The organism is Profundibacter amoris (assembly GCF_003544895.1).
In the GTDB taxonomy this organism is placed as follows: domain Bacteria; phylum Pseudomonadota; class Alphaproteobacteria; order Rhodobacterales; family Rhodobacteraceae; genus Profundibacter; species Profundibacter amoris.
Map to the genome: position 1 here is coordinate 1,418,941 of NZ_CP032125.1, position 24,905 is coordinate 1,443,845.

Genomic DNA, 24,905 nt, shown 5'->3' on the forward strand with positions numbered 1-24,905 from the left:
AACAATCGCGCAATGACCAAACCGGTATTGCTAACGGGCGCGACGGGGTTTGTCGGACGCCAGATATTGCGCGCACTGCTGAATGAGGGCAAGCGCGTGCGCCTTGTTGTCCGCACAGGCCATGACGACGCACTTGCATCGCAGGAGGGTATCGAGCGGGTTGTGGTGACAACGCCCGATCTGTTTGCCGAGTCCGCCGACTGGTGGCAGGAAACCTGTAAAGGGGTGGACACCATCATCCACGCCGCATGGTATGCCGAACCGGGCAAATACCTGACCTCGCCGAAAAATCTGGACTGTCTTGCGGGTACTATTGCGATGGCACAGGGGGCCATGGCCGCCGGTCTGCGCCGCTTTGTCGGGGTCGGCACCTGTTTTGAATACGATGTCTCGGTGGGGGATTTGACAACCGATACACCGCTTGCCCCGCAATCCCCCTATGCCGGGGCCAAGGCCGCTGCCTTTTTGGCATTGTCACAGGCCTTGCCGGTGCAGGATGTGGAATTTGCCTGGTGCCGGTTGTTCTACCTTTATGGCGAAGGCGAAGATGCGCGGCGATTTGTGCCGTATCTGCGGGGGCAATTGGAAAAAGGCGAAGTGGCCGAACTGACCAGCGGCAAGCAATGGCGCGATTTCATGGATGTGCGCAGGGCAGGGGATATGATCGCGCAGGTGGCCATGGGCAAGGTGACGGGGGCGGTCAATGTCTGCTCGGGGCAGGCCATCACGATCCGGCAACTGGCCGAACGGATTGCCGATGAATATGATCGCCGTGATTTGCTGAAATTTGGCGCGCGGCCTGACAATCTGGTGGATCCGCCACGCGTTGTCGGTGTGCCAACGGTGCTATAGGAAAGATAGATGATGCAAAAAAATGCCAATACGCGCGAATTATACCGGCAAGAGCAACTGCCGGTTTTCCAGAACCGGATGTATGACAGCCGACAAGAGGCAATCAATTGCCCAAAGGGCGACGTGTCTCTGGTCGAGGATCTGGACACCGGACTGGTCTATAATGCTGCCTTTGACGCCGATCTGATGGTGTATGATTCCAGTTATCAGAACGAGCAGGCCAACAGCGCCCCGTTTCGGGCGCATCTTGAACAGGTTTCTACACTGGTGCGTCAAAAGATGGGCCGTGACAATCTGGTCGAAGTGGGATGCGGCAAGGGATATTTCCTTGAAATGCTACAGGATCAGGGCTGTGATATCACCGGCTTTGACCCCACTTACGAGGGCAGCAATCCGCGGGTGAAGCGCGAATATTTCGGCCCCGGGCTGGGCATGTCGGGGGACGGGCTGATCCTGCGGCATGTGCTGGAACATATCGTCGATCCGGTCTCGTTTCTGATGCAACTGGCCGAGGCAAACGGCAATCGCGGTCTGATCTATATCGAAGTGCCCTGTTTCGATTGGATATGTCAAAACCGCACCTGGTACGATATTTTCTACGAGCATGTGAATTATTTCCGGCTGAGCGATTTCCAGCGTATATTCGGGCGTGTTGTGCATGCCGAAAGGGTGTTTGGTGGCCAGTATCTGGCCATTATCGGTGATCTGTCCACCCTGCGCACGCCGGTGGCTGATCCTGATGATAGGGTGGATTTTCCCGCCGATTTCACCGCAACCATTCCGGATGGCGCGAAAACCGGCAGGGCAGTGGTTTGGGGCGGGGCCTCGAAGGGGGTAATCTTTTCCCTGCTGGCGCAACGGGCCGGATATCCGGTGGCCGCTGTGATCGATATCAATCCGGCCAAACAGGGGAAATATCTGGCGGCAACGGGCCTACAGGTGCAATCCCCCGAACAGGCGCTGGCCGGTCTGCCCGACGGGGCGGATATCTATGTGATGAACCCAAATTACCTGTTGGAAATCCGGGAACTGTCAGGCAACAAATACAACTACATCGAGGTAGACAAACCATGACCGAATTTAAAAAAGAAGTGGCCGAGCGGCTGAAACACACGCAGGAACACGGCGAGATGTGCAAGACCGCCGCCGCCTTTCTTGAGGCATCAACCGAGCCTCAGTATTCCTATAATTTCTTCTGGATGGGACGGCCGATCATCCAGTATCCGCAGGACATCATGGCGATGCAGGAACTGATCTGGTCGGTTAAACCCGATCTGATCATCGAAACAGGCATCGCGCATGGTGGTTCGCTGATTTTCAGTGCCTCGATGCTGGCCATGCTGGACATGACCGACGCGATCGAGGCGGGCACGACAATCGACCCCGCCAAATCGCGCCGCAAGGTGCTGGGCATCGATATCGACATCCGCGCCCACAACCGCAGCGCAATCGAGGCGCATCCGATGTATTCGCGCATCGATATGATCGAAGGCTCCAGCATTGATGAAGGTGTGATCAAACAGGTGCACAAAGTGGCGGCAGGCTTTGATCGTGTTCTGATCTGCCTTGACAGCAACCACACCCACGATCACGTTCTGGCCGAGCTTGAGGCCTATGCGCCGCTGACTTCGGTTGGCAGTTATTGCGTGGTGTTCGACACCTTGATCGAGGACATGCCCGCCGATGCCTACCCGCACCGGACCTGGGGGCCGGGGGACAATCCGAAAACGGCGGTGCATGAATACCTGAAAACCCACCCTGAATTCGAGATCGACAAGGCCATCGACAACAAGCTTCTGATCTCGGTCGCGCCGGACGGGTATTTGAAGCGGACTGCCTGATGACGGACAAGGTGAAGATTTCCATCATCATTCCCACCCGTTCGCGGGCGGCCTATCTGAAGGGGTGCCTGCAAAGCGTGCTGATTGCCGCCAAGGCGGCCGAATGTCCAGTGGAAATCATCGTAGCGGACAATGCCAGCAGTGACGATACCCAATCCGTTGTTGCAGGGTTCAACAGCCCGCTGATCACCTGTTTTCGCCAACCCGAACGGGTGTCCATGCGGCAGAATTTCGAAGACGGGCTGACGCACAGCACAGGCAGCCATGTGATGTTCATCGGCGATGATGACGGTATCCTGCCCAATGGTTTACGTCTGTTGTATGCCCTGATTGCAGCCCATGATCCCGATGTCGTGAAATGGCGCAAGCTGAACTTCAAATGGCCCAATGATGCCGAACAGATCCCCGGCCATCTGGTGATCCGCTATATGAAACTGTCGGGTAAGGTTTCGCAGATCAATCACAAGGCCCTGTTGGCAAAGTTTTTTCAGGGCACACATCGCGACTATTCCGACGGGGCGGGCATATACCACGGCTGCATTTCCCGACGGCTGATCGACAAGGTGAAAGCGGCCAGTCAGGGCAGCTATTTCTGGTGCTCGATGCCCGATGTCTATACCTCGGTCGCCAATCTGCTGGCCACTGATCGTGATATCCTGAAGATCGACAGGCCAATTTCGCTTCCCGGTGCTTCGCCACGCTCGACCGGCGACAGTGCGGTCCGGATGGCGACCAAAGGGGACGCTGGCAAAGACAGTGACATGAATAAATACATCCGCGAGGCAAAAAACGACCCATACCGAAGCCATGTGCCCGATGAATGTATGAGCATCCAGTTGCATCTTTTGGCCGCGCTAGAACTGGCCTGCAAAATGCAGGATGTGCCCTTTGCGATCAATCATAAAAGCTGGGAAAAGGTCATAGCCAGCGAATTGTCCGGTTTCGCACCGGAAATGGTAACACCCTGTATGGAAGGGGCCAAAATGCTTCTGGGCGATCTGGAACTGACCACGGCTGCACCTGAAGGGCAGAAAAATACCCCTGCCAGCCTTGCACGACAGGCACAGTCTGATATGGCCAATGCGCCGCAGATATTAAATCACCGTATGTCGAAGACCACCATATCGGGCGGCGAACATATGGCCGGCATTGTCAAAGCCGCACAGTTTGTTGATGATCTGGTCGGGAACGAAGATCTGCAAAAGGCCTTGCATCCCCCGGCTGCAATTCGGGGCATATTACGCATCCGCAAAAAGCTGCGGCAGCTTGACCCTAGTCTGTTGTCATGAAGCGGGGGCATCAGAACGGGCCGGACTTCGATGGTCAGATTGTACAATGTGATTGAGTGTGCGCTTTGCATTTGATGTTGCAAGCCTTGTTCTTGGAGTAAGCGCGATACAAGGTGCGGCAGGTCTCTTCCAACCTTGAAAATTGCTACAGCACCGGCCCCAGTGTCGCGACAACATTGTGCCATATCCGCTGTTGAACGGACCACCCTACGACATCTTCAAGCGTGACGCTGTCCGAACAGGATATATATTCGTTCTGGCGTTCGCAGACCGCCTGTGTGATCTTTTGGTCCTGAATTAGAACATCGTTTTCATAATTCAAATCAAAACTGCGGATGTCCATATTCGAGGACCCCATGAAAACGACTTGCCCGTCAATGGTCAGGGTTTTGGCATGTAGCAGCCCGTCGCGGTATTCGTAGATATGGGCGCCGGCCTCGAGCAGTTTGCGATAGAAACTGCGGCTGGCGGCGGCCACAATCCATGAATCGTTGTTTTTGGGCACGATCAGCGTCACCCGCACGTCGCGATAGGCCGCCGCGCACAGGGCTTCGATTACTGTCGGGTCGGGCACGAAATAGGGGGTGGTGATCACCAGTTCCCTGCGTGCTGTTTCAATCAGGGTGACAAACAACTGGGGCGAGGCCCGCAGGCGTTCTGTCGGGCCATCCCCCAGCGCCTGTGCGACAAAACCGTTTTCGACCGGCTGGGTTTCAATCTGGAATTCCTCGATCTGGGTATCTGTTTCCTTTAGCCAGTCGCTGGCAAACAGCATCTGGTTCTGGGCAACGATCGGCCCTTCCATCCGCAAAACAATATCGACCCAGGGCGCATATTTCGGTTTGACCCTGAATTCCGGATCGGCACAATTCTGGCTGCCGCAATAGGTGATCTTGCCGTCAATCACGGTGATCTTGCGGTGATTGCGCAAATCCAGACGGCTGGTCAGGATGGTGCGGATCGGCCTGTCAATCGGCAGGGCAATGGCCAGTTGCACGCCGGCCTCGGCCATTTCTTTCCACAGGGGGGATTTGACAAAGGCACGCGATCCCAACCCGTCCACCATCGCACGACATGTCACCCCGCGTTTGGCCGCGCGGATCAGGGCGCGGGCGGTGTTGGTGCCCGTGGTGTCTTCCAGCCAGATGTAATAGAGGATATGCACCGTTTCGGCGGCGGCATCTATGTCCTCGATCAGCCGTGTTCGGGCGGTTTGGGCATCGGCCATCAATTCGGCCCTGTTGCCATCGCGCGGGGCAAAGCCATTGACGGAACGGGTGTATCTGAAGGCCGGCTGGAACTGCAAATCGACCAGCGTATCAATGTCCTGCGGTGGGGCGATGACCTGATGGGCGTATTTGTGGACAATGGCAAAGATACGCCGCTGTTGCTGGTTTGCCTTATGGCCCAGATCGACCTCGCCAAACAGAAAATAGAGTGCCGAGCCGATGAAAGGCAGGGTCAGGATGACCATGAACCATGCCATACGGGTCGAAGGAAGCAACCCGTCACGCGCCAAAATCCGAATGGTAAAGGCCGTCACCAGAAGCGAGTGGAGGAAAAGAGTATACATGCGGCCCCGATTGCGAAGGAATGGTATTTCCGGCCAAACCTAACCCGAAAAGCGCGCAAAGGGGATAGAAATTATCAACCCCTTGTCAGACTCCTGTCGTTGCACTTCGGTGCCATGCAGTGCGGCCACCTTGGCCACCAGACTAAGCCCCAGACCGGCCCCCGGACTGCCGCGTTCGCGGTCCAGCCGTCCCATGCGTTGCAGGGCTTTGGGCCAGTCAGTGGCGATGATACCGGGGCCTGTGTCGGCGATGGTCAGCACGATTTTGTCATCATTTTCGGTCAGGGACACGTCGATTTTCCCGCCGGACGGCGTGAATTTGATGGCATTGTCCAGCAGGTTGGAAATGGCGCGGGCAAGGAACTGTTTGTGCCCCTCGATCATGGCCTTGTCGGTAATCCGCGCATTCAGGGTCTGGTCTTTTTCCTCGGCCAGCGGGGTATAAAGCTCGACAGTATCGCTGACGATCTTTGACAGGTCCAGCGGCTCGATCTGGGATTGGGCCAGATTGGCCTCGACACGGGCAATATCCAGCAGCTCGGTAAAGACCTGATGGACATAATCGGCCTCGGACAGGGCCTCGGCGATTATATCGGAATTATCGGCATCCGGATTTGCCAGCGCGGTTTCCAGCGTGTTGCGCAGGCGGGCCAGCGGCGTGCGCAGGTCATGCGACAGGCTGTCCGTGACCATCTGCAATTCGGTCACCAGCGTTTCATTTTTGGACAGCATGTCGTTCAGGGCTTCGGCCAGCCGGTCGAATTCATCGCCAGTGCCGCGCAGGGGCACACGGCGGGACAGATCCCCGCGGGCGGTTTCGGTGGCGGCCTGCTGGATCTCGCCAACCCGTTTCAGGATCGAGCGTGATACGAACAGCCCGCCAAGGGACCCGAACACCAGAAACGAGCCAAGCAAGGCCCATGAGGCGTATTTCAGAATATCGCGAAATTCCCGCTGGCTGCGCAAATCGCGCCCGACCATCAGGCGCGCGCCGCCGGGCAGGGTGATGGCGCGCAGGCCCACCAGCACGTTTTTGTCGATATCGGTGCGCATCAGGCGGATGGTTTGCCATGTGCCGTCCATCGGCACATCCGGCCAACTGGACAGGTTGCCGGCAATCGGGTGGCCATCGGCGGTGGCATAAAGGTAAAGCGAATCCGCGCTTGAACGCGAGGTCGAGCGTTCAGCAATGGCCGAGCGCAGCGCGAACTGCCCGCCGTCGATGTAATCGCGCACCAGCCCGTTCAGTTCCGCGTCCACCGCCTGTGCCGTCTGGTTTTCCAGCAGCCGCATGGTGCCGACATAAACCGCCCCCAGCACCACGGCCGAGGCCAGCAACGAGGCGATGATATGCAGGGCAAACAATCGCCGGATGGCGCTTTTGCCGCTATGGGGCAGGGTGGTCATTTTACCATCCGGTAACCGGCCCCGCGCACGGTCTGGATCAGGGGTGTTTCGCCGGGGGCGTCTATTTTCTTGCGCAAACGGCTGATATGAACGTCAATCACATTGGTTTGCGGGTCGAAATGGTAATCCCAGACATTTTCCAGCAACATCGTGCGGGTTACGATCCGCCCCGCAGTGCGCATCAGATATTCCAGTATCTGGAATTCGCGCGGTTGCAGTTCGATCCGGCGGGTGCCGCGGGTGGCGGTGCGGGTCATCAGATCCAGTGTCAGGTCCTGCACTTGCAGGGTGGTTTCATCCTCCGAAACCGGCGCACTGCGGCGCATGATGGCCTCGAGACGGGCCAGAAGTTCGGAAAAAACAAAAGGTTTGGTCAGATAATCATCGGCACCGGCCCGCAGGCCTTCGACGCGGTGGTCTGTCTGGCCAAGGGCCGAGAGCAACAGCACCGGCGTTTGCACCTTGTTCGACCGCATGGTTTTCAGAATGGAAATGCCGTCCAGTTCGGGCAACATCCGGTCCAGAATGATAACGTCGTAAGGGCCGTCCAGTGCATGGGACAGCCCCTCGACACCGGTTTTTACCCAGGTGGTAGAGTGCCCGGCCTCGCCCAGCCCTTTTTCTAAAAAACCGGCTGTGCTGGCATCGTCTTCTATAATTAAAATACGCATGACATCTATATAGGCAAAACGGGGGCCGGAAACCATATCCAGCCCCCGAATATATTAGCCCTTTTCAGAGAAAGGGATGGCAACAAAGCGGCGGTTGCCGTCGCGCTCGATCTGCACCAGAACCGAGGGGCGTCCGGCCTCGGTTGCGTCGTCAATCACGGCGTTGACATCCGCCAGACTGTTGACCGGCTTCTGGTTGATCGAAACGATGATATCGCCTTCTTTCAACCCGACCGATGCGGCACCGCTGTCAGGTTCGACTGCCATTACGATGACGCTGTCACCTTCGGCCTGCAAGGCAAGGCCCAGACTGCCCATGTTGATATCCGGAGACATGTCGCTGGAAGCAACCTTGGTGCCATCGGTTTTCAGTTTGGCAATTTTGGGTTCCAGCACAACGGTTTTACCGCCACGATAGACCTTCATCTCGGTATTCTTGCCGATTTCCGCATCCGCCACCGCCAGCGTCAGGTCGCCGACATCGCCGATTTCGGTATCGCCAAAGCCGATGATCACATCACCGCTTTTCACGCCGGCCTGTTGGGCGGGGCTGTTGTCCTGCACACTATCGACGATCACGCCTTTGGCTTTGTCCAGCCCCAGACTTTCGGCAATATCGTTTGTGACGTTCTGGATGCTGACACCCAGCCAGCCCCGTTCGACCTGACCATTCGCCGCGATTTCCGAAACGATGGATTTCGCCAGATCGGCAGGGATCGAAAAGCCGATGCCGACACTGCCGCCCGAGGGGGAGTAGATGGCGGTGTTCACACCCACAACATTCCCTTGCGCGTCAAACAGCGGACCGCCCGAGTTGCCCTTGTTGATCGGGGCGTCCACCTGGATGAAATCATCATAGGGGCCGGCGCCGATATCGCGGCCACGGGCCGAAACGATGCCCGAGGTCACACTGCCGGACAGACCGAACGGCGCGCCAACGGCAAAGACCGGATCACCAACCCGCAGCTTGTCCGAGTTCCCCCATTTGACCGAGGGCAGCTTGCCGCCCGCGTCGATTTTCAGGACCGCCAGATCGGTTTTCGGATCGGTCCCCAGCAGGGTGGCGTCAAACTCGCGCCCGTCTTTCAGGGTCACGCTCAGTTTGTCCGCACCTTCGACAACGTGGTTGTTGGTCACAATGATACCGTCCTCGTCAATCACAAAGCCGGATCCCAGCGCCTGCGTGGGCTGTGCATTGCGGAACTGCTTCGGGCCGCCTTGCTGTTCGTCAAAGAACCGTTTGAACATTTCGCCCATCGGACCTTCGGGCAGGTTGTCGGGCAACATGTTCTGTGGGATGTTTTCTGCTGTTTTTCCGCTGTGGGTGGCGGTGATTTTGACCACGGCGGGGCTGACCACCTCGATCAGATCGGCCAGATTGGCGGGTTGTGTCCAGGCAATCGGGGCCACGGTGGCGGTTTGCGCGGTGGTTTGCATAGGCATCATCAGACCGACAGCACCAATGGCGGCGGCCGTGCTGCCCAGCAATACGCGGCGCACGGTGTTGTATCTGCGAGAGTTTCTCATTGTTCTTCCTTCCAAGAGTGTTTCTTGCTCATGGATATGGTTGTGCGGGATGGAGAGCATATGACGGTAACATTACAAAAGCTTCATTTTGCCGGAGATATAGGACCGGTTGATTAGAATCGGGCCAAAATTACGATCTTTCCTCTGGTTTTCCAGGCATAGGAACGAAAATTGCTTTGTGTCGATCGGCGGTTTCTGCCTTATTTTTGCCACACAACCTCAAGTTTGTATCGCGACTGTGCCCAATGTTTTGCATTATGACATGCATGTTGCCTAATTCGGAACAGCGCCAAATCGGGTGCGAAAATTATTAAAACGGGATTTTCCACTTATTTTTCTGACTTGGACGGGGCGGCGCAGATTCTTCCCAGATTCAAAAAATGCAGGAAATAATACTATGGATGCAGGGGGGATTATATTCAAATTGGCAATAATTTAAATCACACCAATAGGTAGTAAAGATACTGAATTGCGGCGGGAATATTTGAATTATGGCAAAATTATAACGTGACCAAATAACAACAAAACTACATATTATCAATCATTTACAGGTATTTTACAGTTGTTAATAAATACAGGGTTCACAACTCAATTGATCCACCTTAAGGATATTGGTTAAGTGCTGCGCTGCCCGATTGGTGTAGTGAATTATGATATCGAGCCTCCGTTTACGGACTCGGTTTCTGTGTTTGATTTTGGAGACCTTAATGCGACTAGTTGCTACAATTCTGACCGCGCTGTTCGTGATGCTGTCATCTGCCCCGACATGGGCGCAGGACAAGCCGCGAATTGCTTTTCTGTATCACACCCCTGAAGATACTATCGGTTGGTCATTTGAACATGACCGCGCCCGTATAGAGGTGGAAGAATACTTCGGCAACAAGATCGAGGTCAGCTATTTCTGGAACATAGCAGAAGGGGACGAGGGCGAGGCCAAGATGAAAGAACTGGCCGCTGAGGGGTATGACCTGATATTCGCCACATCCTATGGCTATCTGAATGGCGTTCTGAACGCTGCATTTGCCAATCCCGACACTAAATTCGAACATTCCAACGGGTTTGTGCGGGCGCCCAATTCCTCGACATACAGCATTCGCACATACGAAGGCCGGGTCATCCAGGGGATTGTTGCCGGCAATATGACCAAGACGAACAAGATCGGCTATATTGCTTCCTATGCAATTCCCTATGTTATCCGCGACATCAACGCCGCCTTTCTAGCGGCCCGTTCTGTAAACCCGGATGTCCAGTTTGAAATCGTCTGGCTGAACACCTGGGAAAATCACGAACTGGAAGCGCAGGCCGCACGCGATCTGATCGCGAACGGGGCTGATGTGTTGATGCAAAATACAAACACGATCGAGCCGATGGTGGTTGCGCAGGAATTGGGCGCGTTTTCGTTCGGGCAGGATTCCGATATGAAAGCCTATGGTCCTGATGCCAGCCTGACGTCTTCAATCAACCATTGGGCACCCTATTATATCGACCGTATTCAGGCCCTGCTGGATGGCAAATGGGAAAGCCATGACACCTGGGGCGGTCTTGCCTCGGGCATGCTGGAAATCGGACCGTATTCCGACCTGATACCTTTGCGTGTGCAGGCCCAGGCCAATGATGCAATCGCCAAAATCAAAGAAGGGCGCCTACATCCCTTCACCGGACCGATCCGCAAACAGGACGGAAGTGGTTGGCTGGCTGCTGGTGAAACAGCAAGCGACAGTGAACTGCTGACGATGTTCTTTTTCGTCGAGGGGATTACCGGGATTATCCCGCAATAGCTTGATAGCAATGGGGAATTCCGATGACAAAACGTGAGAGTATGATGAAAAAGTATAATAAATTAATAGCAATGACCTTTGGGGCAACTTTGGCTTTGCTGGCGCCTGCCGCCATAGCGCAGGATAATACGGTTACGCTACAATCACCGGACAAGAAGATTTCGGTTACTGGTGAACTGCTGAGTGTCGATGACGGCTTCTATGTGATCAAAACGGTTGTGGGTGAAATGACCGTGAGCCGTGATCTGGTCACCTGCGACGGTACGGCCTGTCCGGTTGCGGAACCCGAAGTTGCCGCCGATGACGGGACGGTCGTTCTGAAGTCGGGCGACGGCACAACTTTCAGTGGCGAGTTGCTGGGTTTCGACGGCACGAACTACACGCTGAAAACCGTTGTCGGTGTTCTGACCATCCGCAGCGAGTTCGTGACCTGCGAGGGGGCATCCTGCCCCAGTGACAAGGCAGAAGAGCAAGTGGATAGAACCGTCAGCCTGATATCGGGGGACGGGACACGGTTTACCGGCAATTTGCAGGAATATGACGGCACGAACTATGTGATTGAAAGCGAACAGGGTGTTCTGACGGTCCGCAGTGAATTTGTGACCTGTGTTGGTGATGCCTGCCCTGATCTTGGCCCTGTTGTGGCCGAATTCAAGGTCGCATCCCCTGCCGGTGTCGGCGAGCAGTTTATCGGCAAGGCGCTAAACCGGTTTGCCAATGAAAAATCCCTGAATGTGACGCGGTCGATTTCCTATGACGGAACCGAAGTAAACTATCTGCTGGGGAATAATACAGGTGAACTGGTTGCCAGTATCACGGTTACACCGACGGACGATATTGCCTCGCTCAAGGCGCTGTTTTCGGGTGATGCGGCCTTTGCCCTGACCCGCGAGGCTTTCACCGTAGAGGAGATTGCAGGGATCGTTAACATGCGGGCCAGTGATGTGGCTTCACGCCTGAACGCCCAGACGATTGCGCTTGATGCGCTGACGGCAACCATGAACCCCGCAAACCGCGTGCGTTCGGTTTCGCTGAAACAGATGGGGGATGTTCTGTCAGGCCGGGTTACCAACTGGAAAGATGTTGGCGGCGATGATGGCGCGATCCAGTTGCATGTGCTGAATGCAGACAGCAATCTGGCACGGGTGATCAAACGCGACATTCTGGCCCCGCGCGGTTTGCGGCTGGCTGCGAATGTGATGGTCCATGAAACACTGGACGAATTGAACAAAGCGATTGCCGATGATCCGATGGCGTTCGCCGTATCTTATCGTTCGCAGAATAAAGGCAACGCCATTCCGACAACCCGCAATGCCTGTAATATCTTCTCGAGCGCGAATTCCTTTTCGTTGCAGACCGAAGAATATCCGCTGACGATGGGCTGGAACCTGTATACCCTTCAGGGTCAGGAAGTGCCCGACCTGTCGAAAAGCCTGGCAGAATACCTGTCCTCGGATGAAGGTCAGGCCGCTGCGCAAGAGGCCGGTTTGGTTGGACTGGCGATTGACAAGCAAGCCATGAGTGAGCAGGGCGAACGTCTGTTGTCCGCGATGCTTGCATCGTCAATCGATCGCGCAGGTATCAACGCCTATCGCGATTATCTGGCCGAGGTGTCCACAGCGGACCGTTTGTCCACGACATTGCGGTTTGTGTCGGGGTCGGCCCAGTTGGACGATCGTGCCCTGCGCGATGTGCGCCGGATTTCCGAACTGGTGCGTAAAGGCGAACTTGACGGCAACGATATCCTGCTGATCGGCTTCAGTGATGCGGTCGGGGTGTTCAAGAACAACATTGTTCTGTCCCAAGCCCGCGCCGAGCGCGCCAAGGCCGATATTCTGAACAGCACCATCGGTATTCTGGACGCGGCGAACGTCAAGACATTCGGCTTTGGTCCGGTTGCGCCGGTTGGCTGCAACGAAACGCTGGACGGGCGCCAGTTGAACCGCCGGGTCGAAGTATGGATCCGTGGCTCGAACCAGGACAAACTGCGTTAGGTTCATAACCATCTGAAAAACAAAACCGCGACCGGTAAAACGGCCGCGGTTTTCTTGTTTCTGATATGAAAAAGGGCGGCCCTGAAAGGCCGCCCTTGAAACTGTTTCGCCTTACGGCTCTATCAGCCTTCGGATTTCAGATCGTTATACAGCTCGAACGCCTGCTTGGCGGGCATCAGCTCATGCACAACCTTGGAAACCGCCTTGATCATTGCAACAGGGGCGTCCGATTGGAAGATGTTGCGGCCCATATCGACACCGGCAGCACCCTGATCAACAGCGCGGAACGCCATGTCCAGTGCGTCCAGCTCGGGCAGTTTCTTGCCGCCGGCAATCACGATTGGCACGGGGCAGCCGGCGACGACTTTTTCAAAGCCTTCCTCGATGAAGTAGCTTTTGACGTAATGCGAGCCGATTTCGGCGGCGATACGGGTGGCCAGACCAAAGTAGCGCGCATCGCGGGCCATGTCTTTGCCAACGCCGGTGACGGCCAGTGTCGGGATGCCGACGCGCATGCCCTCGTCGATCAGGCGGATCACGTTGGTGATGGATTTATGTTCGTATTCCGCACCGATATAGACCTGTGCTGCCATGGCGCAAACGCCCATGCGCACCGCGTCATCCATCGCTACCGCAATGGTTTCGTTCGACAGTTCCGACAGGATCGAGTTGCCGCCCGAGGCGCGCATCACAATCGGTTTTGTCAGGGTCGGCGGGATCATCGAACGCAGCACACCACGGGTGCACATCAGCACATCCGCATGTTCGGCCAGCGGCAGGATGTTCAGATCGATCCGCTCCAGCCCCTTTGTCGGCCCCTGGAAATAGCCGTGGTCAAAGGCCAGCATCACGGTGCGGCCGGTTTTCGGGTTGAAGATGCGGCTCATCTTGTTCTTGATACCCCAGTCGTAATTGGCAAGGCCCTTCAGGAAAAAGCCCTGTTTGTCCTGCGGGGTGTTCAGACCAAAGTCTTTGCCGTCTTTGATGTCGTCGATATCTGCCATGTCGTGTTCCTGTCTTTTCGGGTTTAAGTGTTAGCGGTTTCAAGCGCCTTGACCATTGCGGCAAAGGCACGTTTGGGTTTCTTGGCACCCAGAACGGCGCTGCCGCTGACCACCATATCGGGGGCGCAGGCGGCGATTTCGGCAATACTGTCCAGCGTCACGCCACCATCAAAGGCCAGCATCGCATCGGGGGCGATTTTGCGCAGTTCCGTCAGACGGGCGCAGGCGGCGGGGATGTCGGCAGGGGTGCCGCGCGGGTCGAGCGACAGCACAAGGATCATATCGGGGTTCAGCGCCAGCAGCGGGGCTGCATCATCGAGCGTGGTGCCGGGCATCAGGGCAAGGCCCGCCATGACGGGACGTTCGGACGCCTGAATAATTTTGATCGCCTCGGCGGCATTATCGGATTCCGCGTGCACGGTGATCATATCGGCACCGGCCTTGATATAGCTTTCTACATGGGCGGCGGGATCCTGCACCATCAGATGCACATCACGCAGCAGGCCCAGATCCATCGCGGCGACAAAACCCGGGCCACCAATCATCTGTGGTACGAACACGCCATCCATGATGTCGAAATGCAGGATGTCGCAATCCCACTCGGCCACGTTTTGCGCCGCGCGGCGCAGGTTGCCCAGATCGGCGGCAAACAGGCCAAGGCTGATGCCTTTGGCGCGGGATTTCAGATCATTGATGTTCATCATATCATTCCTAGAAAATCACGCCTTTGCGCAGGATAAAACAGCCATAGGGCCGCATGTCAGTGGTGGCAACCACAGCAAAGGCACCCCTGGCGCGCTGATAGAACGCCTGACGCTCGATACTGCCAAGGGCGGCCCCTTCCGGCATGGCGGCGGATAGAATGTCAAAGGCCTGTGTGTGGACCTCGCCCATATCATCGGGCGCGTTATCAATCTGCATCCGCCACGCGCAGGCGTCGGAAAAACCGTCCAGAGGCATCACACCGGTGATCAATTTGATCGCATCGGGGGCTGTCATGGCGGGCAGGGGGATCACGTCGCCCCAATGGGTATGGGCAGCGGTCGAGCCGGCAGGGAAATTGGCATCGGCTACAACGATTTCATCGCCATGCCCCATGCGCATCAGGCAATCCAGCAAATCAGGCGTCATGTTGGCGTCTATTCCGATCAGCATCCTTTGCTCCTTTACCGTAAATGGGGGCCGCGACCGGTATTGCGGCAGCCCCCGTTGTCAGGTCCGTATCACAGCCCTAGCGCGGGGGCAGGGGCATCCAAGCGGGTACGGCGACATCGGCATGGGCGAACTGGGGCAGTTTGGCCGACAGTTCTTCCATGTTTTTGATGTCTTTGTCATGCAGCATGGCCTGAGTGATCAGGGTGGGCGGAATGATCACGTTGTGGCCGGGGTCTTCGCCCGCCAGCATCATGGCCAGTGCCCGCACCGATACTTCGCCCACAACAGCGGGGTTGGTGGCGGCGGTGGCGGCCCATGCGCTGTTGGGCTCACGCATGGCGGAAATATCGGCGGTGGATACGTCGGCCGAGTAGATCTTGATCTGCTCGTTCATGCCGGCCTCGTCCACAGCGATTTTCACACCCTTGGCGAATTCGTCATAAGGCGCGAACATCACGGTGATGTCGGGGTTTGCCTGCAAAACCGAACGGGCCTGATTGGCAACCGAGTTGGCAATCGGGTTGTCCAGCGTGCCGAACTGGGCGGCTTCCTCGATGCCCGGATATTTGGCCTTGAACTCGACCCATGTCTCGTCGCGCCGGTCCAGCGGGGCAATGCCGGCCACATAGACATAACCGGCCTTCCAGGATTCGCCATTGTCCTTGATGGCCTGCTCCAACGCCAGACGGGCCAGATCGCGGTCGGATTGTTCGATCTGCGGGATGGCGGGGTTTTCGACGTTTACGTCAAACGCCACAACCTTGATCCCGGCATCGATGGCGCGCTGTGCGGCCTCTTGCATGGATTCGGTCAGACCATGCTGGATGATGATGCCATCCACGCCAAGGGCGATGGCCTGATCCACCATGTCGGCCTGAAGGGCTGCATCCTGACGGCTGTCGAATACCCGCAGGTCAACGCCAAGGGCGGCAGCCTGTGTTTCAACGCCCGACAGATAGGCCTGAAAGAAATCGCCGGTGGACAGATAGCGCACCAGCGCGATTTTCACATCCCCTGCATTGTCGAAAGGTGCCGGCATTTCGCCCGCGAATGTTGGTGTGGCAAAGCCGGTTGCAAGTGCTGCAACCCCGCCCGCCATACCCAGAACGATACGTCGTGTCAGTTTCATATTATGGTTCTCCCTTTTTAATTAGTAGTGCAGTCTAGTGGGTTGATCCGCCGCGCCGACCGGTCAGCACGAAGGTAAAGACGAGGGCAATCACAAGCACCGCCCCCTTGACGAAATCCTGTGTGTAGTAAGGCGCGTTCATCATGGTCAGCCCTTGCAACAGGATGCCGACAAACAGCGCGCCGATGGCGGTGCCAAAAGCGTTCGGTTTGGCCACACCCATCACGGCGTAACCGATCAGGGCGGCGGCGACGGAATCCAGCAGCAGGTTGTTGCCCGAGGCAATATCGCCGCGCCCCAGACGCGCCGCCAGCAAAATCCCCCCGACCGAGGCCAGCACGCCGGAAATCATATAGGCCAGAATTTTGTAGCGGTTGACGTTGGTCCCCGCCAGCGCGGCGGCGCGCGCGTTCGAGCCGATGGCATACATCAACCGCCCGTGGCGGGTCAGTTCCAGAAAGACCCAGCACAGGATGGCCACGATCACCAGAATAACTACCGAAACCGGGATCAGGTTATCAATAAAGAAATCGAACCGGTGACGGCCCAGCCACAGGAATTCCGGTGCGAATGTGCCGTTTGCTGTGGTGCCATCGGGCAGTTTCATACCGGTGGCGATGGAACGGCCCTCGGTCGGGATGCGTTGCAGCCCGATCAGCAGGAACATCATCCCCAATGTTGCCAGCAGATCGGGCACCTTCATTTTCACAATCAGCAGCCCGTTTACCAGCCCGATCAGTGCGCCCATCACCAGACAGGCAATGACGGCGGCAACCGCGCTCATTTCCAGCACCACCATCACATAGGCCGACAACATCAGCGCCGATGTCGCGGTTGATCCGATCGATAGGTCAAATCCGTCCACAACCAGTGTGAATGTGACACCAAGCGCCAGAATGCCGGTGATCGCCACCGACTGGAAAATAAACACCGCGCTATAGGGGCTAAGGAAGCCGTCGGTTGATACCGAGAAAAAGATCAACAAGCCCGCCAGCAGGGTCAAAAACCCGTAACGGATGGCATAGTCCACCAAGGTTTTCTTTGGCGCCATGTCTTTGTGCGTATTCGTGCCGTCCTGCATTTTCGGTTATCCGTTCACTTGAGTATTGGTTTGTCCGTTGGTGCCGTTTGTCATGCCTGCAACTTCGGCCACCACCTGTTTTACGTCCAGATCAATGTTGCGGTGTTCACCGACGATAGCATGATCCGCCAGCACGATGATCCGGTCTGCGATTTCCAGAACCTCGTCCATTTCCGAGGCCAGAACGATGGTCGCCCGCCCCTTGGCCGTCTCGCGGATTTTCGCACCGATGTCGCGGCGGGCCTTGATGTCGACGCCCTGAAATGGCTCGTCCAGTATCAACAGATCCGACGGCTGGCTTAACCAGCGCCCGATCACCACCTTTTGCTGGTTGCCGCCCGACAATGTGCCGATGTCATCCTGTTCGGACTGGCAGACAATGTTCAGATCATTGATGGTCTGGCGCGTGGCGCGGGCCTCGTGCCGGCGGTTGACAAAGGACAGGGTGGAAAACCGCGCCAGAAACGGGGCGGTGATGTTTTTGGTCAGGTTGTGGTCCTGTAACACGCCGTTGGTGCCGCGATCCTTGGCGCACATGAACACGCCTGTATCAATCGCGTGACGCGGCGATTTCGGATTGTAGGGGGCGCCCAGCAGGGACATGGCACCACCCGCCGGTTTCTTCAACCCGTACAGAATGGCCGCCAGTTCCGATTTGCCGGATCCGACAAGGCCGGTGATTGCCAGAACCTCGTCCGCGTGGACGGTCAGGTTGATTTTCGATGTGCCTTCGCGGATTTGCAGATCTTTCAGCTCCAGCACAGGCTGACCGGCGGATTTGATGTCAAGATCGACCTCGGACATGCTGTGGCCCAGCATCGCGTTCACGGCGGCCTCATAATCCAGCGGCTTTTCCTCGAAAGTGCCAACGATTTCGCCATCGCGCATGCTGACAATCCGGTCGGCAATGCGGTGAATGTCGCTGGTCCGGTGCGAGATATAAAGGATGGCCACACCGGCATCGCGCAGACGGTCCAGCAGGGTGAACAGCCGCGCCGCTTCGGTTGCGGACAGGGATGATGTGGGTTCGTCCAGAATCATCAGTCTGGGTTCATGCGCCATCGCGCGGGCAATGGCGACCAGTTGACGATCAGCCAGTGCCAGTTCGCTGACCGGCTGGTTTACATCCACATCCAGCCCCATGGACTGTGCCAGTTTTTGCGCCTTTTGCCGGATGGCGCGCCGTTTCAGGAAAAACCCGCTGCCCGGTTCGGCCAATGTGTCCAGCATCAGGTTCGAGGCCACATCCAGATCGGGAATCACCCCGTCGTTGATGTTCTGGTGAACGGTGACGATACCGGCGCGGATTGCCTCGGAGGGGGTGGTGGTTTTCAACTCTTCGCCATGCAGGCGGATTGTGCCGGTGTCCGCCGGATGAACCCCGCAGATCACCTTGACCAGCGTTGATTTACCGGCGCCATTGGCCCCCATCAACACCGTCACTTCACCTGAATTCAGTTCCAGATCAATGCCGCGCAACACGCGGTTTGTGCCGAACGCTTTTGTCAGTCCCTGAATTTCAACAGCAGCTTTGGACATGCTTATCCTTCCCCCGATAGCAAGCGATCTTATGGCGTTGTGATCAAATGTCAATGGGCATTGACAAATGACGATCTGTTTACAATGCTACGGTCAACAAGCCGCGTTTTTCAAGGACGGGGCGATCATGCGGGTCTGTCCGAAACCCTTTGAAATATAGGGTTAAATGCGACCGATCCCAAAGATGGAGGGGACCATGTCAGAACAAAGCTCCGGTTACGAACCCTTAACGGTCGAAACGATTCCCGCGCGGTTGGGCGGGATTTCGGCGGTGACGGACCACTTGGGAACAGATATTTCCACATGGGTCGCGGACGAAGTGGGGGATGGCAACCTGAACCTTGTGTTCATCGTCAAAAGCCCCGCAGGTGCCGTGATCGTCAAACAGGCGCTGCCCTATGTGCGGCTGGTTGGGGACAGTTGGCCCTTACCGTTAAAACGGGCGTTCTTTGAATATCACGCCTTGATCCGCCAAGAGGAACGCGCGCCCGGTCTGGTGCCGAAAATCTATCATTTCGACGAGGATCAGGCGCTGATCGTGATGCAGTTCCTGACCCCGCACATAATCCTGCGCCATTCGCTGATGGCGGGCAAAAAACACGACGGTCTGGCCGGGGTAATGGGCAGGTTTCTGGGCCAGACCATGTTCCGTGGCTCGGACCTGTCGATGGACACCGCCAAACGCAAGGCAGATCTGGCGCTGTTTGCCGATAATGCCGAACTGTGCGACATCACCGAAAACCTTGTGTTTTCCGACCCTTATTTTGAGGCCGAGTTGAACCACCACACGCCGGGTCTGGATGATCTGGTGGGTCGGCTGCGCGCCGATATTGATCTGAAGGTGGCCGCGCAGGACATGAAGGCCAAATTCGCCAATAACGCCGAAACCATGCTGCACGGCGATCTGCACACCGGCTCGATCATGGTGACCGATACCGAAACCATGGTGATTGATCCCGAATTCGTCACCTACGGCCCGATGGGCTTTGACATCGGCATGTTGCTGGCCAACTTCTTTATGGCCTATTACGCCCAGCCCGGTCACGCCGAATCCGAAGGGGCGCGGGCGGACTATCAGGAATGGATACTGGGCGTGATCAGCGACATCTGGCGCGGGTTCTGCGATGAATTCTCGCACCTGTGGCGCACCGAGCGCAACGGCATCCTGTATCAGGCCACATTGTTCGAGGATCAGGGCGATTATCTGGCGTCCGAACAGGCGCTTGCGGCGCGGTTGCAGCATATTTTCGAGGATACACTGGGCTTTGCCGGTGTCGAAATGATCCGCCGCACCCTTAGCCTGGCCCATATCGCCGAAAACGACACGATCGAGGACGAGGCGTTGCGCGCCGATTGCGAGGGCAGGGGGCTGCGGTTGGGACGCTCGCTGACGGTGAACAGGGCGGTATTTGCAGATTTGGACAGCGTGATTTCACAGGCGCGGATGATTGGACAAAGGAAAGAGTCATGAAAGTAGGCGATAAACATTACCGTTCGATCTGGTTCGATGAACCAAGCGGGCAGGTGCAGATCATCGAGCAACGCTGGTTGCCGCATGAATTTCGCGTGGTCGACCTGAAAACCCGCGATGATTTCGTGGTGGCGATCCGCGATATGTGGGTGCGGGGCGCGCCGTTGATCGGCGCCACCGCCGCCTATGGTGTGGCGGTCCAGATGGCGCTGGACCCGTCCGACAAATCGCTGGCCGAAACATGGGACATCCTGCACGAAACCCGCCCCACCGCGATCAACCTGCGTTGGGCGCTGGACGAAATGAACGCGCTGCTGAAACCGCTGCCCAAGGGGGAACGCGCGGCAGCCGCGATGAAACGGGCGCATGAAATTGCCGATGAAGACGTGGAATGCAATCGCATGATCGGCGTGCATGGCCTTGAAATCATTCGTGAAATAGCCTCCAGGAAGAAGCCGGGCGAGGTGGTGAACATCCTGACCCACTGTAACGCCGGCTGGCTGGCCACGGTCGATTGGGGCACCGCCACCAGCCCGATGTATCATGCGGTTCAGGACGGCATCCCGATCCATGTCTGGGTGGACGAAACCCGCCCGCGCAATCAGGGCGCTTTGCTGACCGCATGGGAAATGAACAGCCACGGCATTCCGCATCACCTGATCGTCGATAACGCCGGCGGCCACCTGATGCAGCACGGGCAGGTCGATCTGGTGATCGTCGGCACCGACCGCACCACCGCACACGGGGATGTGTGCAACAAGATCGGCACCTATCTGAAAGCACTGGCCGCCAGGGACAACAATGTGCCGTTCTATGTGGCGCTGCCATCGCCGACGATTGACTGGACGGTCAAGGACGGCGTGGCCGAAATCCCGATCGAGGAGCGCACAGATACCGAAGTCACCCATGTTCAGGGCAAACTGGCTGATGGCACAGTAACCGAAGTGCAGATCAGCCCCGACGGCACGCCGGGGGGCAATCCGGCGTTTGACGTCACACCACGGCGGCTGGTCACCGGCCTGATCACCGAGCGCGGCGTTTGCGAAGCCTCGCCCGAAGGGTTGGCGGCGCTGTTTCCTGACAGGGTTCGGAAATAGAAATACCACTCACGGTAAAACCCCGCCTGTTTTGCGTTATTATTGCAACCGGTAAACAGGCGGGGCTTTTCTTTGATAAATGCTTTTCGCCACCCCCCCCCCTGAAACAGCAGGGATCAGCCCGCCGCCAACATCCCCTTGGCGGTGGCAACGCTGGTAACCACATGGGTCACATATCCCCCTGCAATCGCCGCCAGCATCGGTCGCACTTTGTCGGCGCCAACCGACACCAGCAGGCCCATGTCCAGCCCTTGCAGCTTGTCCAGTTCCACCCCGATCATCCGGTCGTCCAGCTCGCCGGGGATGAACCGTCCGGCGGCGTCGATGAACCGCCCGCACAAAACGCCGGTTGCACCGCGCTTTATATACCAGTCCAGATCGGAATGGCTGGCCAACCCGCTGCTGACGATATGGCTACTATGATCGCACGATCCTGCCGCAAATATTGCTTTGTTACAGTGGCTTAGTGCATCTATTTGATCCCTGATGATCGGCTCGGCCCGCAGGCGGGTGGCCAGTTCAGGGTCGCTTAGAACCGCCGGGGCGTGCAGGTTGATCAGTTTCGCGCCCAGACGTTGCGCCAGATGGGCGGAACAGATTTCGGCGGTAAACCCATAAGGCGTGGCCATCGACCCGACCAGTTGCGACACGGTGATACGGTCGGTCTGCACCTGCGGCATGGCCTCGGCCATTTCGTAAACCGTGCGCCCCCACGATACGCCCAGCTTGTCACCCGGTTCCAGCAGCGAGGGCAGCCACTCCGCCGCCCCGCGCGCCACCCGCAACAGCGCGTCTTCTTCGGTGCCGGTGCCGTCGGGCACCACATAAACGGCGGCCAAGCCAAAGCGTTCGCGCATTTCCTCGGCCAGCCGGTGGGTGGTAAAGGCCTTGGGCGCCAGCGATATGCGGATAAAACCGCGTTCCTTGGCCTCTTGCAGGTAATTGACCACGGTGGCGCGTGATACGCCCAGATGGCTGGCAATTTCGGTCTGGTTCATGCCATCGTGGTAATACAGCCACGCCGCCTCGATCACGATGCTTTCGCCCGTGATCTGTCCTGTGTTGCGTCTGCGCGTGACCGTTGCCATTTCTATTCCTTTTTTATATTTGACACTATATACTGACAATTGTCAAAAAGCCCCGATCGGCGGGGTATGGATCGGAAATTACACAGGTGCATCATGGTTGCAAACCGTTGGGACGACATCGAGGCGAAAAATATTGCGGCAGAGGCGGGGGCGGACCCGGCGGATCGGGATTTGGCGGTTCAGGCTTACGCCTCGCGGCTGCTGGGGGCGGATATGGCGCTGGTGCAGCATGGCGGTGGCAATACCTCCTGCAAGGTGCTGCGCAAGGATTTGTTCGGCAATGACGTGAAAGTGCTGCATGTGAAGGGCAGCGGCAATGATCTGGCACAGATCACACCGGCGGGGATGCCGGCGGTGCGGCTGGAGCCATTGCTGGCCCTGCGCGCGCTCGATGCTCTGTCGGACGAGGATATGGTGAACACCGTGCGCTGCAACATGCTGGACGCCAGCGGGCCGAATCCGTCGGTGGAAATCCTGCTGCACGCCTATCTGCCACACGCCTTTATCGACCACACCCACGCCACCACCATGCTGGCGATTGCCGATCTGCCCGATGCGGCGGCTGTTGTGGACGAGATTTTCGGCGGCAAAGTGGCCGTTGTGCCGTTCCACATGCCGGGGTTCGATCTGGGCAAGGCAGCGGCAGAGGTTTACGAGGCCAATCCTGATGTCGAGGGCTTGCTTTTGCTGAACCACGGGCATTTCACCTTTGGCGACAGTGCCAAGCTGGCTTATGACCGGATGATCACCCATGTGAACATGGTCGAGGACTGGGTGGCGCAAAAGACGGGGCGCAAGTTGAAACACTCCGGACCGGCGGATGCGGGGATGAAGGCCAAAGCGGTTCAGGTGATGCCGCTTCTGCGCGGTATCCTTGGGGCACGCCGCGCCGAGTTTCTGGGCAACCGCGATACATTCATGCCGGTTATGGACCTGCGCGCAGGCGACAACGTGCAGGAATTTCTGGCCCGCTCCGATTGGCAGGAACTGGCCAAACGCGGGGTGGCAACGCCGGACCATGTGATCCGCACCAAGAATTTCCCGCTGGTGCTGACAGAACAGGTGCTGGCCGGTGGCTCCGATGCGATTGCCGCCGCCGTTGACGCCTATATCGCTGATTACACGGCCTATTTCGAGCGCAACAACGCCCGTGTGGGGGGCGGCAAGATCATGCTGAACCCCGTGCCGGATATGGCATGGATCGAAGGGATCGGCATCATCGGCATGGGTGCAAACGCAACCGAGGCCCGCATCGCCGCCGATCTGGCAGAACAGAACATCGCCGCCATGAGCATGGGCGAGGATTGCGGCGGCTTCCACCCTGTAGGCGAAGAAGATCTGTTCGACATGGAATACTGGTCGCTGGAACAGGCCAAATTGCCCTCGCGCAACTACCCGCGCTTTGCCGGTCATACGGTGATCGTCACGGGTGGCGGCGGGGCAATCGGGCTGGCCACGGCGCAGGCCTTTGCCGATCTGGGCGCGAATATCATGCTGGTCGATCTGTTTGACGAGGCCTTGGCCAAGGGGCTGGCGCAACTGGGACCGGATCACGACGGTATTGCGCTCGACATCACTGCCGAGGGGGCGGCGCAAAAGGCGATTGACGCCTGTGTGGCACGCTTTGGCGGGGTGGATATTCTGGTTTCCAACGCGGGCGCGGCGTGGACGGGCGAAATGATTGATCTGGACGACGCGCTGCTGCGCAAAAGCTTCGAGTTGAATTTCTTTGCCCACCAGACATTTTCCAAGGCCGCGGCAAAGGTGTTCAAGACACAGGGGCGCGGCGGGCAGTTGCTGTATAATGTCTCGAAACAGGCGGTGAATCCGGGCAAAGGGTTCGGCGCCTATGGCCTGCCCAAGGCCGCGACGTTCTTTTTGCTGCGCCAGTTCGCGCTGGAACTGGGGCCGATGGGCGTTCGGGTGAACGGCATCAATGCCGACCGCATCCGTTCAGGCCTGCTGGATGACGATTTCATCAAGGAACGCGCCAAGGCCCGTGGTATTGACGAAGGCACCTATATGGCCGGCAACCTGATCCGCCGCGAGGTCGAGGCGCGCCATGTGGCCGACGCCTTTGTGGCGCTGGCGATGTCGGAACGCACCACGGCGCATGTAATGACAGTGGATGGCGGTAACATCGAGGCCGCACTACGCTAACCATGCGGAGCGCCTGCGGCGCACTCTTTGTTTTGGCCCCTTCGGGGCGATTCCCGCTCCGCTCGGGAGGTATTTGACGGCAAGAAGAAGGAGATGTGCTTCTTCTTGCTGAAAATACCTCCGCCGGAGGCAAAAGCGCGTGCCCCGACAGGGGCGCGCGCGGGGTGACGCCGTCAGGCGGCACAACCCCATGTCGTCAATCACTGCACCAATGTCGCGGATCACATATGTTTGCCCCGTATATAAGTG

The 24,905-nt window shown here is 57.5% G+C and carries 20 protein-coding genes; 9 read left to right on the plus strand and 11 right to left on the minus strand.

Features of this window, described 5'->3' with window-relative positions; all coding sequences use genetic code 11:
* Nucleotides 1–12 precede the first annotated feature (12 nt).
* From BAR1_RS07110 to BAR1_RS07125, 4 genes are read left to right on the plus strand one after another with little or no spacing between them, the layout of a single operon-like run.
* Nucleotides 13–852: an NAD-dependent epimerase/dehydratase family protein gene (locus BAR1_RS07110; RefSeq protein ID WP_118942376.1), complete on the plus strand. Its 840-nt coding sequence runs from the start codon at nt 13–15 to the stop codon at nt 850–852.
* 9 nt (nt 853–861) lie between these two features.
* Nucleotides 862–1,926, plus strand: coding sequence for a class I SAM-dependent methyltransferase (locus BAR1_RS07115; RefSeq protein WP_228408785.1), 1,065 nt, complete (start codon nt 862–864; stop codon nt 1,924–1,926).
* Nucleotides 1,923–2,693 carry a cephalosporin hydroxylase family protein gene (locus BAR1_RS07120; RefSeq protein ID WP_118942377.1) on the plus strand — a complete coding sequence of 257 codons (771 nt, stop codon included), beginning with the start codon at nt 1,923–1,925 and terminating at the stop codon, nt 2,691–2,693. The genes BAR1_RS07115 and BAR1_RS07120 overlap by 4 nt, the downstream gene beginning before the upstream one ends.
* Nucleotides 2,693–3,982, plus strand: coding sequence for a glycosyltransferase family 2 protein (locus BAR1_RS07125; protein WP_118942378.1), 1,290 nt, complete (start codon nt 2,693–2,695; stop codon nt 3,980–3,982). Before BAR1_RS07120 ends, BAR1_RS07125 begins: the two co-directional genes overlap by 1 nt.
* A gap of 145 nt (nt 3,983–4,127) precedes the next feature.
* Here BAR1_RS07125 and cls read toward each other — a convergent pair whose 3' ends face one another.
* The 4 genes from cls to BAR1_RS07145 are packed head-to-tail and all read right to left on the minus strand — an operon-like array spanning nt 4,128 to nt 9,160.
* Nucleotides 4,128–5,555: a cardiolipin synthase gene (cls, locus tag BAR1_RS07130; RefSeq protein ID WP_118942379.1), complete on the minus strand. Its 1,428-nt coding sequence runs from the start codon at nt 5,553–5,555 to the stop codon at nt 4,128–4,130.
* A 39-nt stretch (nt 5,556–5,594) separates the two neighbouring features.
* The gene (locus tag BAR1_RS07135; protein ID WP_118942380.1) at nt 5,595–6,962 is read right to left on the minus strand and encodes a sensor histidine kinase; all 1,368 of its coding nucleotides are present in this window, start codon (nt 6,960–6,962) and stop codon (nt 5,595–5,597) included.
* Nucleotides 6,959–7,633, minus strand: a complete 675-nt coding sequence (locus BAR1_RS07140) for a response regulator transcription factor (protein ID WP_118944385.1) — start codon at nt 7,631–7,633, stop codon at nt 6,959–6,961. The genes BAR1_RS07135 and BAR1_RS07140 overlap by 4 nt, the downstream gene beginning before the upstream one ends.
* A 54-nt stretch (nt 7,634–7,687) precedes the next feature.
* The gene (locus tag BAR1_RS07145; RefSeq protein WP_162891692.1) at nt 7,688–9,160 is read right to left on the minus strand and encodes a Do family serine endopeptidase; all 1,473 of its coding nucleotides are present in this window, start codon (nt 9,158–9,160) and stop codon (nt 7,688–7,690) included.
* A 707-nt stretch (nt 9,161–9,867) separates the two neighbouring features.
* On the opposite strand from BAR1_RS07145, the gene BAR1_RS07150 reads away from it, so the two are divergent.
* Nucleotides 9,868–10,938, plus strand: a complete 1,071-nt coding sequence (locus BAR1_RS07150; protein WP_118942382.1) for a BMP family ABC transporter substrate-binding protein — start codon at nt 9,868–9,870, stop codon at nt 10,936–10,938.
* Between the two features lie 23 nt (nt 10,939–10,961).
* The gene (locus BAR1_RS07155) at nt 10,962–12,932 is read left to right on the plus strand and encodes a phosphate ABC transporter substrate-binding/OmpA family protein (protein WP_118942383.1); all 1,971 of its coding nucleotides are present in this window, start codon (nt 10,962–10,964) and stop codon (nt 12,930–12,932) included.
* Nucleotides 12,933–13,054: 122 nt separating this feature from the next.
* Here BAR1_RS07155 and lsrF read toward each other — a convergent pair whose 3' ends face one another.
* The 6 genes from lsrF to BAR1_RS07185 all read right to left on the minus strand — a co-directional run bounded on the left by lsrF (nt 13,055) and on the right by BAR1_RS07185 (nt 18,840).
* Complete coding sequence (lsrF, locus tag BAR1_RS07160; protein ID WP_118942384.1) at nt 13,055–13,936, minus strand: 3-hydroxy-5-phosphonooxypentane-2,4-dione thiolase; 882 nt, start codon at nt 13,934–13,936, stop codon at nt 13,055–13,057.
* Nucleotides 13,937–13,959: 23 nt separating this feature from the next.
* Nucleotides 13,960–14,637: a ribulose-phosphate 3-epimerase gene (locus BAR1_RS07165; protein ID WP_162891693.1), complete on the minus strand. Its 678-nt coding sequence runs from the start codon at nt 14,635–14,637 to the stop codon at nt 13,960–13,962.
* Between the two features lie 10 nt (nt 14,638–14,647).
* Entirely contained in the window at nt 14,648–15,091 is a 444-nt protein-coding gene (locus tag BAR1_RS07170; protein WP_118942386.1) for an RbsD/FucU family protein, read from the minus strand.
* 76 nt (nt 15,092–15,167) lie between these two features.
* Nucleotides 15,168–16,220: a substrate-binding domain-containing protein gene (locus BAR1_RS07175; RefSeq protein WP_118942387.1), complete on the minus strand. Its 1,053-nt coding sequence runs from the start codon at nt 16,218–16,220 to the stop codon at nt 15,168–15,170.
* Between the two features lie 34 nt (nt 16,221–16,254).
* Entirely contained in the window at nt 16,255–17,301 is a 1,047-nt protein-coding gene (locus tag BAR1_RS07180) for an ABC transporter permease (RefSeq protein WP_228408787.1), read from the minus strand.
* Nucleotides 17,302–17,307: 6 nt separating this feature from the next.
* The gene (locus BAR1_RS07185) at nt 17,308–18,840 is read right to left on the minus strand and encodes a sugar ABC transporter ATP-binding protein (protein ID WP_118942388.1); all 1,533 of its coding nucleotides are present in this window, start codon (nt 18,838–18,840) and stop codon (nt 17,308–17,310) included.
* A 196-nt stretch (nt 18,841–19,036) separates the two neighbouring features.
* Between BAR1_RS07185 and mtnK the strand changes: the two genes are divergently transcribed.
* Both mtnK and mtnA read left to right on the plus strand, forming a co-directional pair.
* On the plus strand, nt 19,037–20,311 hold the full coding sequence (gene mtnK / locus BAR1_RS07190) for an S-methyl-5-thioribose kinase (RefSeq protein ID WP_118944387.1): 1,275 nt from the start codon (nt 19,037–19,039) through the stop codon (nt 20,309–20,311).
* Nucleotides 20,308–21,408 carry an S-methyl-5-thioribose-1-phosphate isomerase gene (mtnA, locus tag BAR1_RS07195; protein WP_118942389.1) on the plus strand — a complete coding sequence of 367 codons (1,101 nt, stop codon included), beginning with the start codon at nt 20,308–20,310 and terminating at the stop codon, nt 21,406–21,408. Before mtnK ends, mtnA begins: the two co-directional genes overlap by 4 nt.
* A gap of 116 nt (nt 21,409–21,524) precedes the next feature.
* Here the strand turns inward: mtnA and BAR1_RS07200 are convergent, their stop codons facing one another.
* On the minus strand, nt 21,525–22,496 hold the full coding sequence (locus BAR1_RS07200) for a sugar-binding transcriptional regulator (RefSeq protein ID WP_118942390.1): 972 nt from the start codon (nt 22,494–22,496) through the stop codon (nt 21,525–21,527).
* A gap of 93 nt (nt 22,497–22,589) precedes the next feature.
* Between BAR1_RS07200 and BAR1_RS07205 the strand changes: the two genes are divergently transcribed.
* Nucleotides 22,590–24,656, plus strand: a complete 2,067-nt coding sequence (locus BAR1_RS07205) for a bifunctional aldolase/short-chain dehydrogenase (protein ID WP_118942391.1) — start codon at nt 22,590–22,592, stop codon at nt 24,654–24,656.
* Nucleotides 24,657–24,905: the final 249 nt, after the last annotated feature.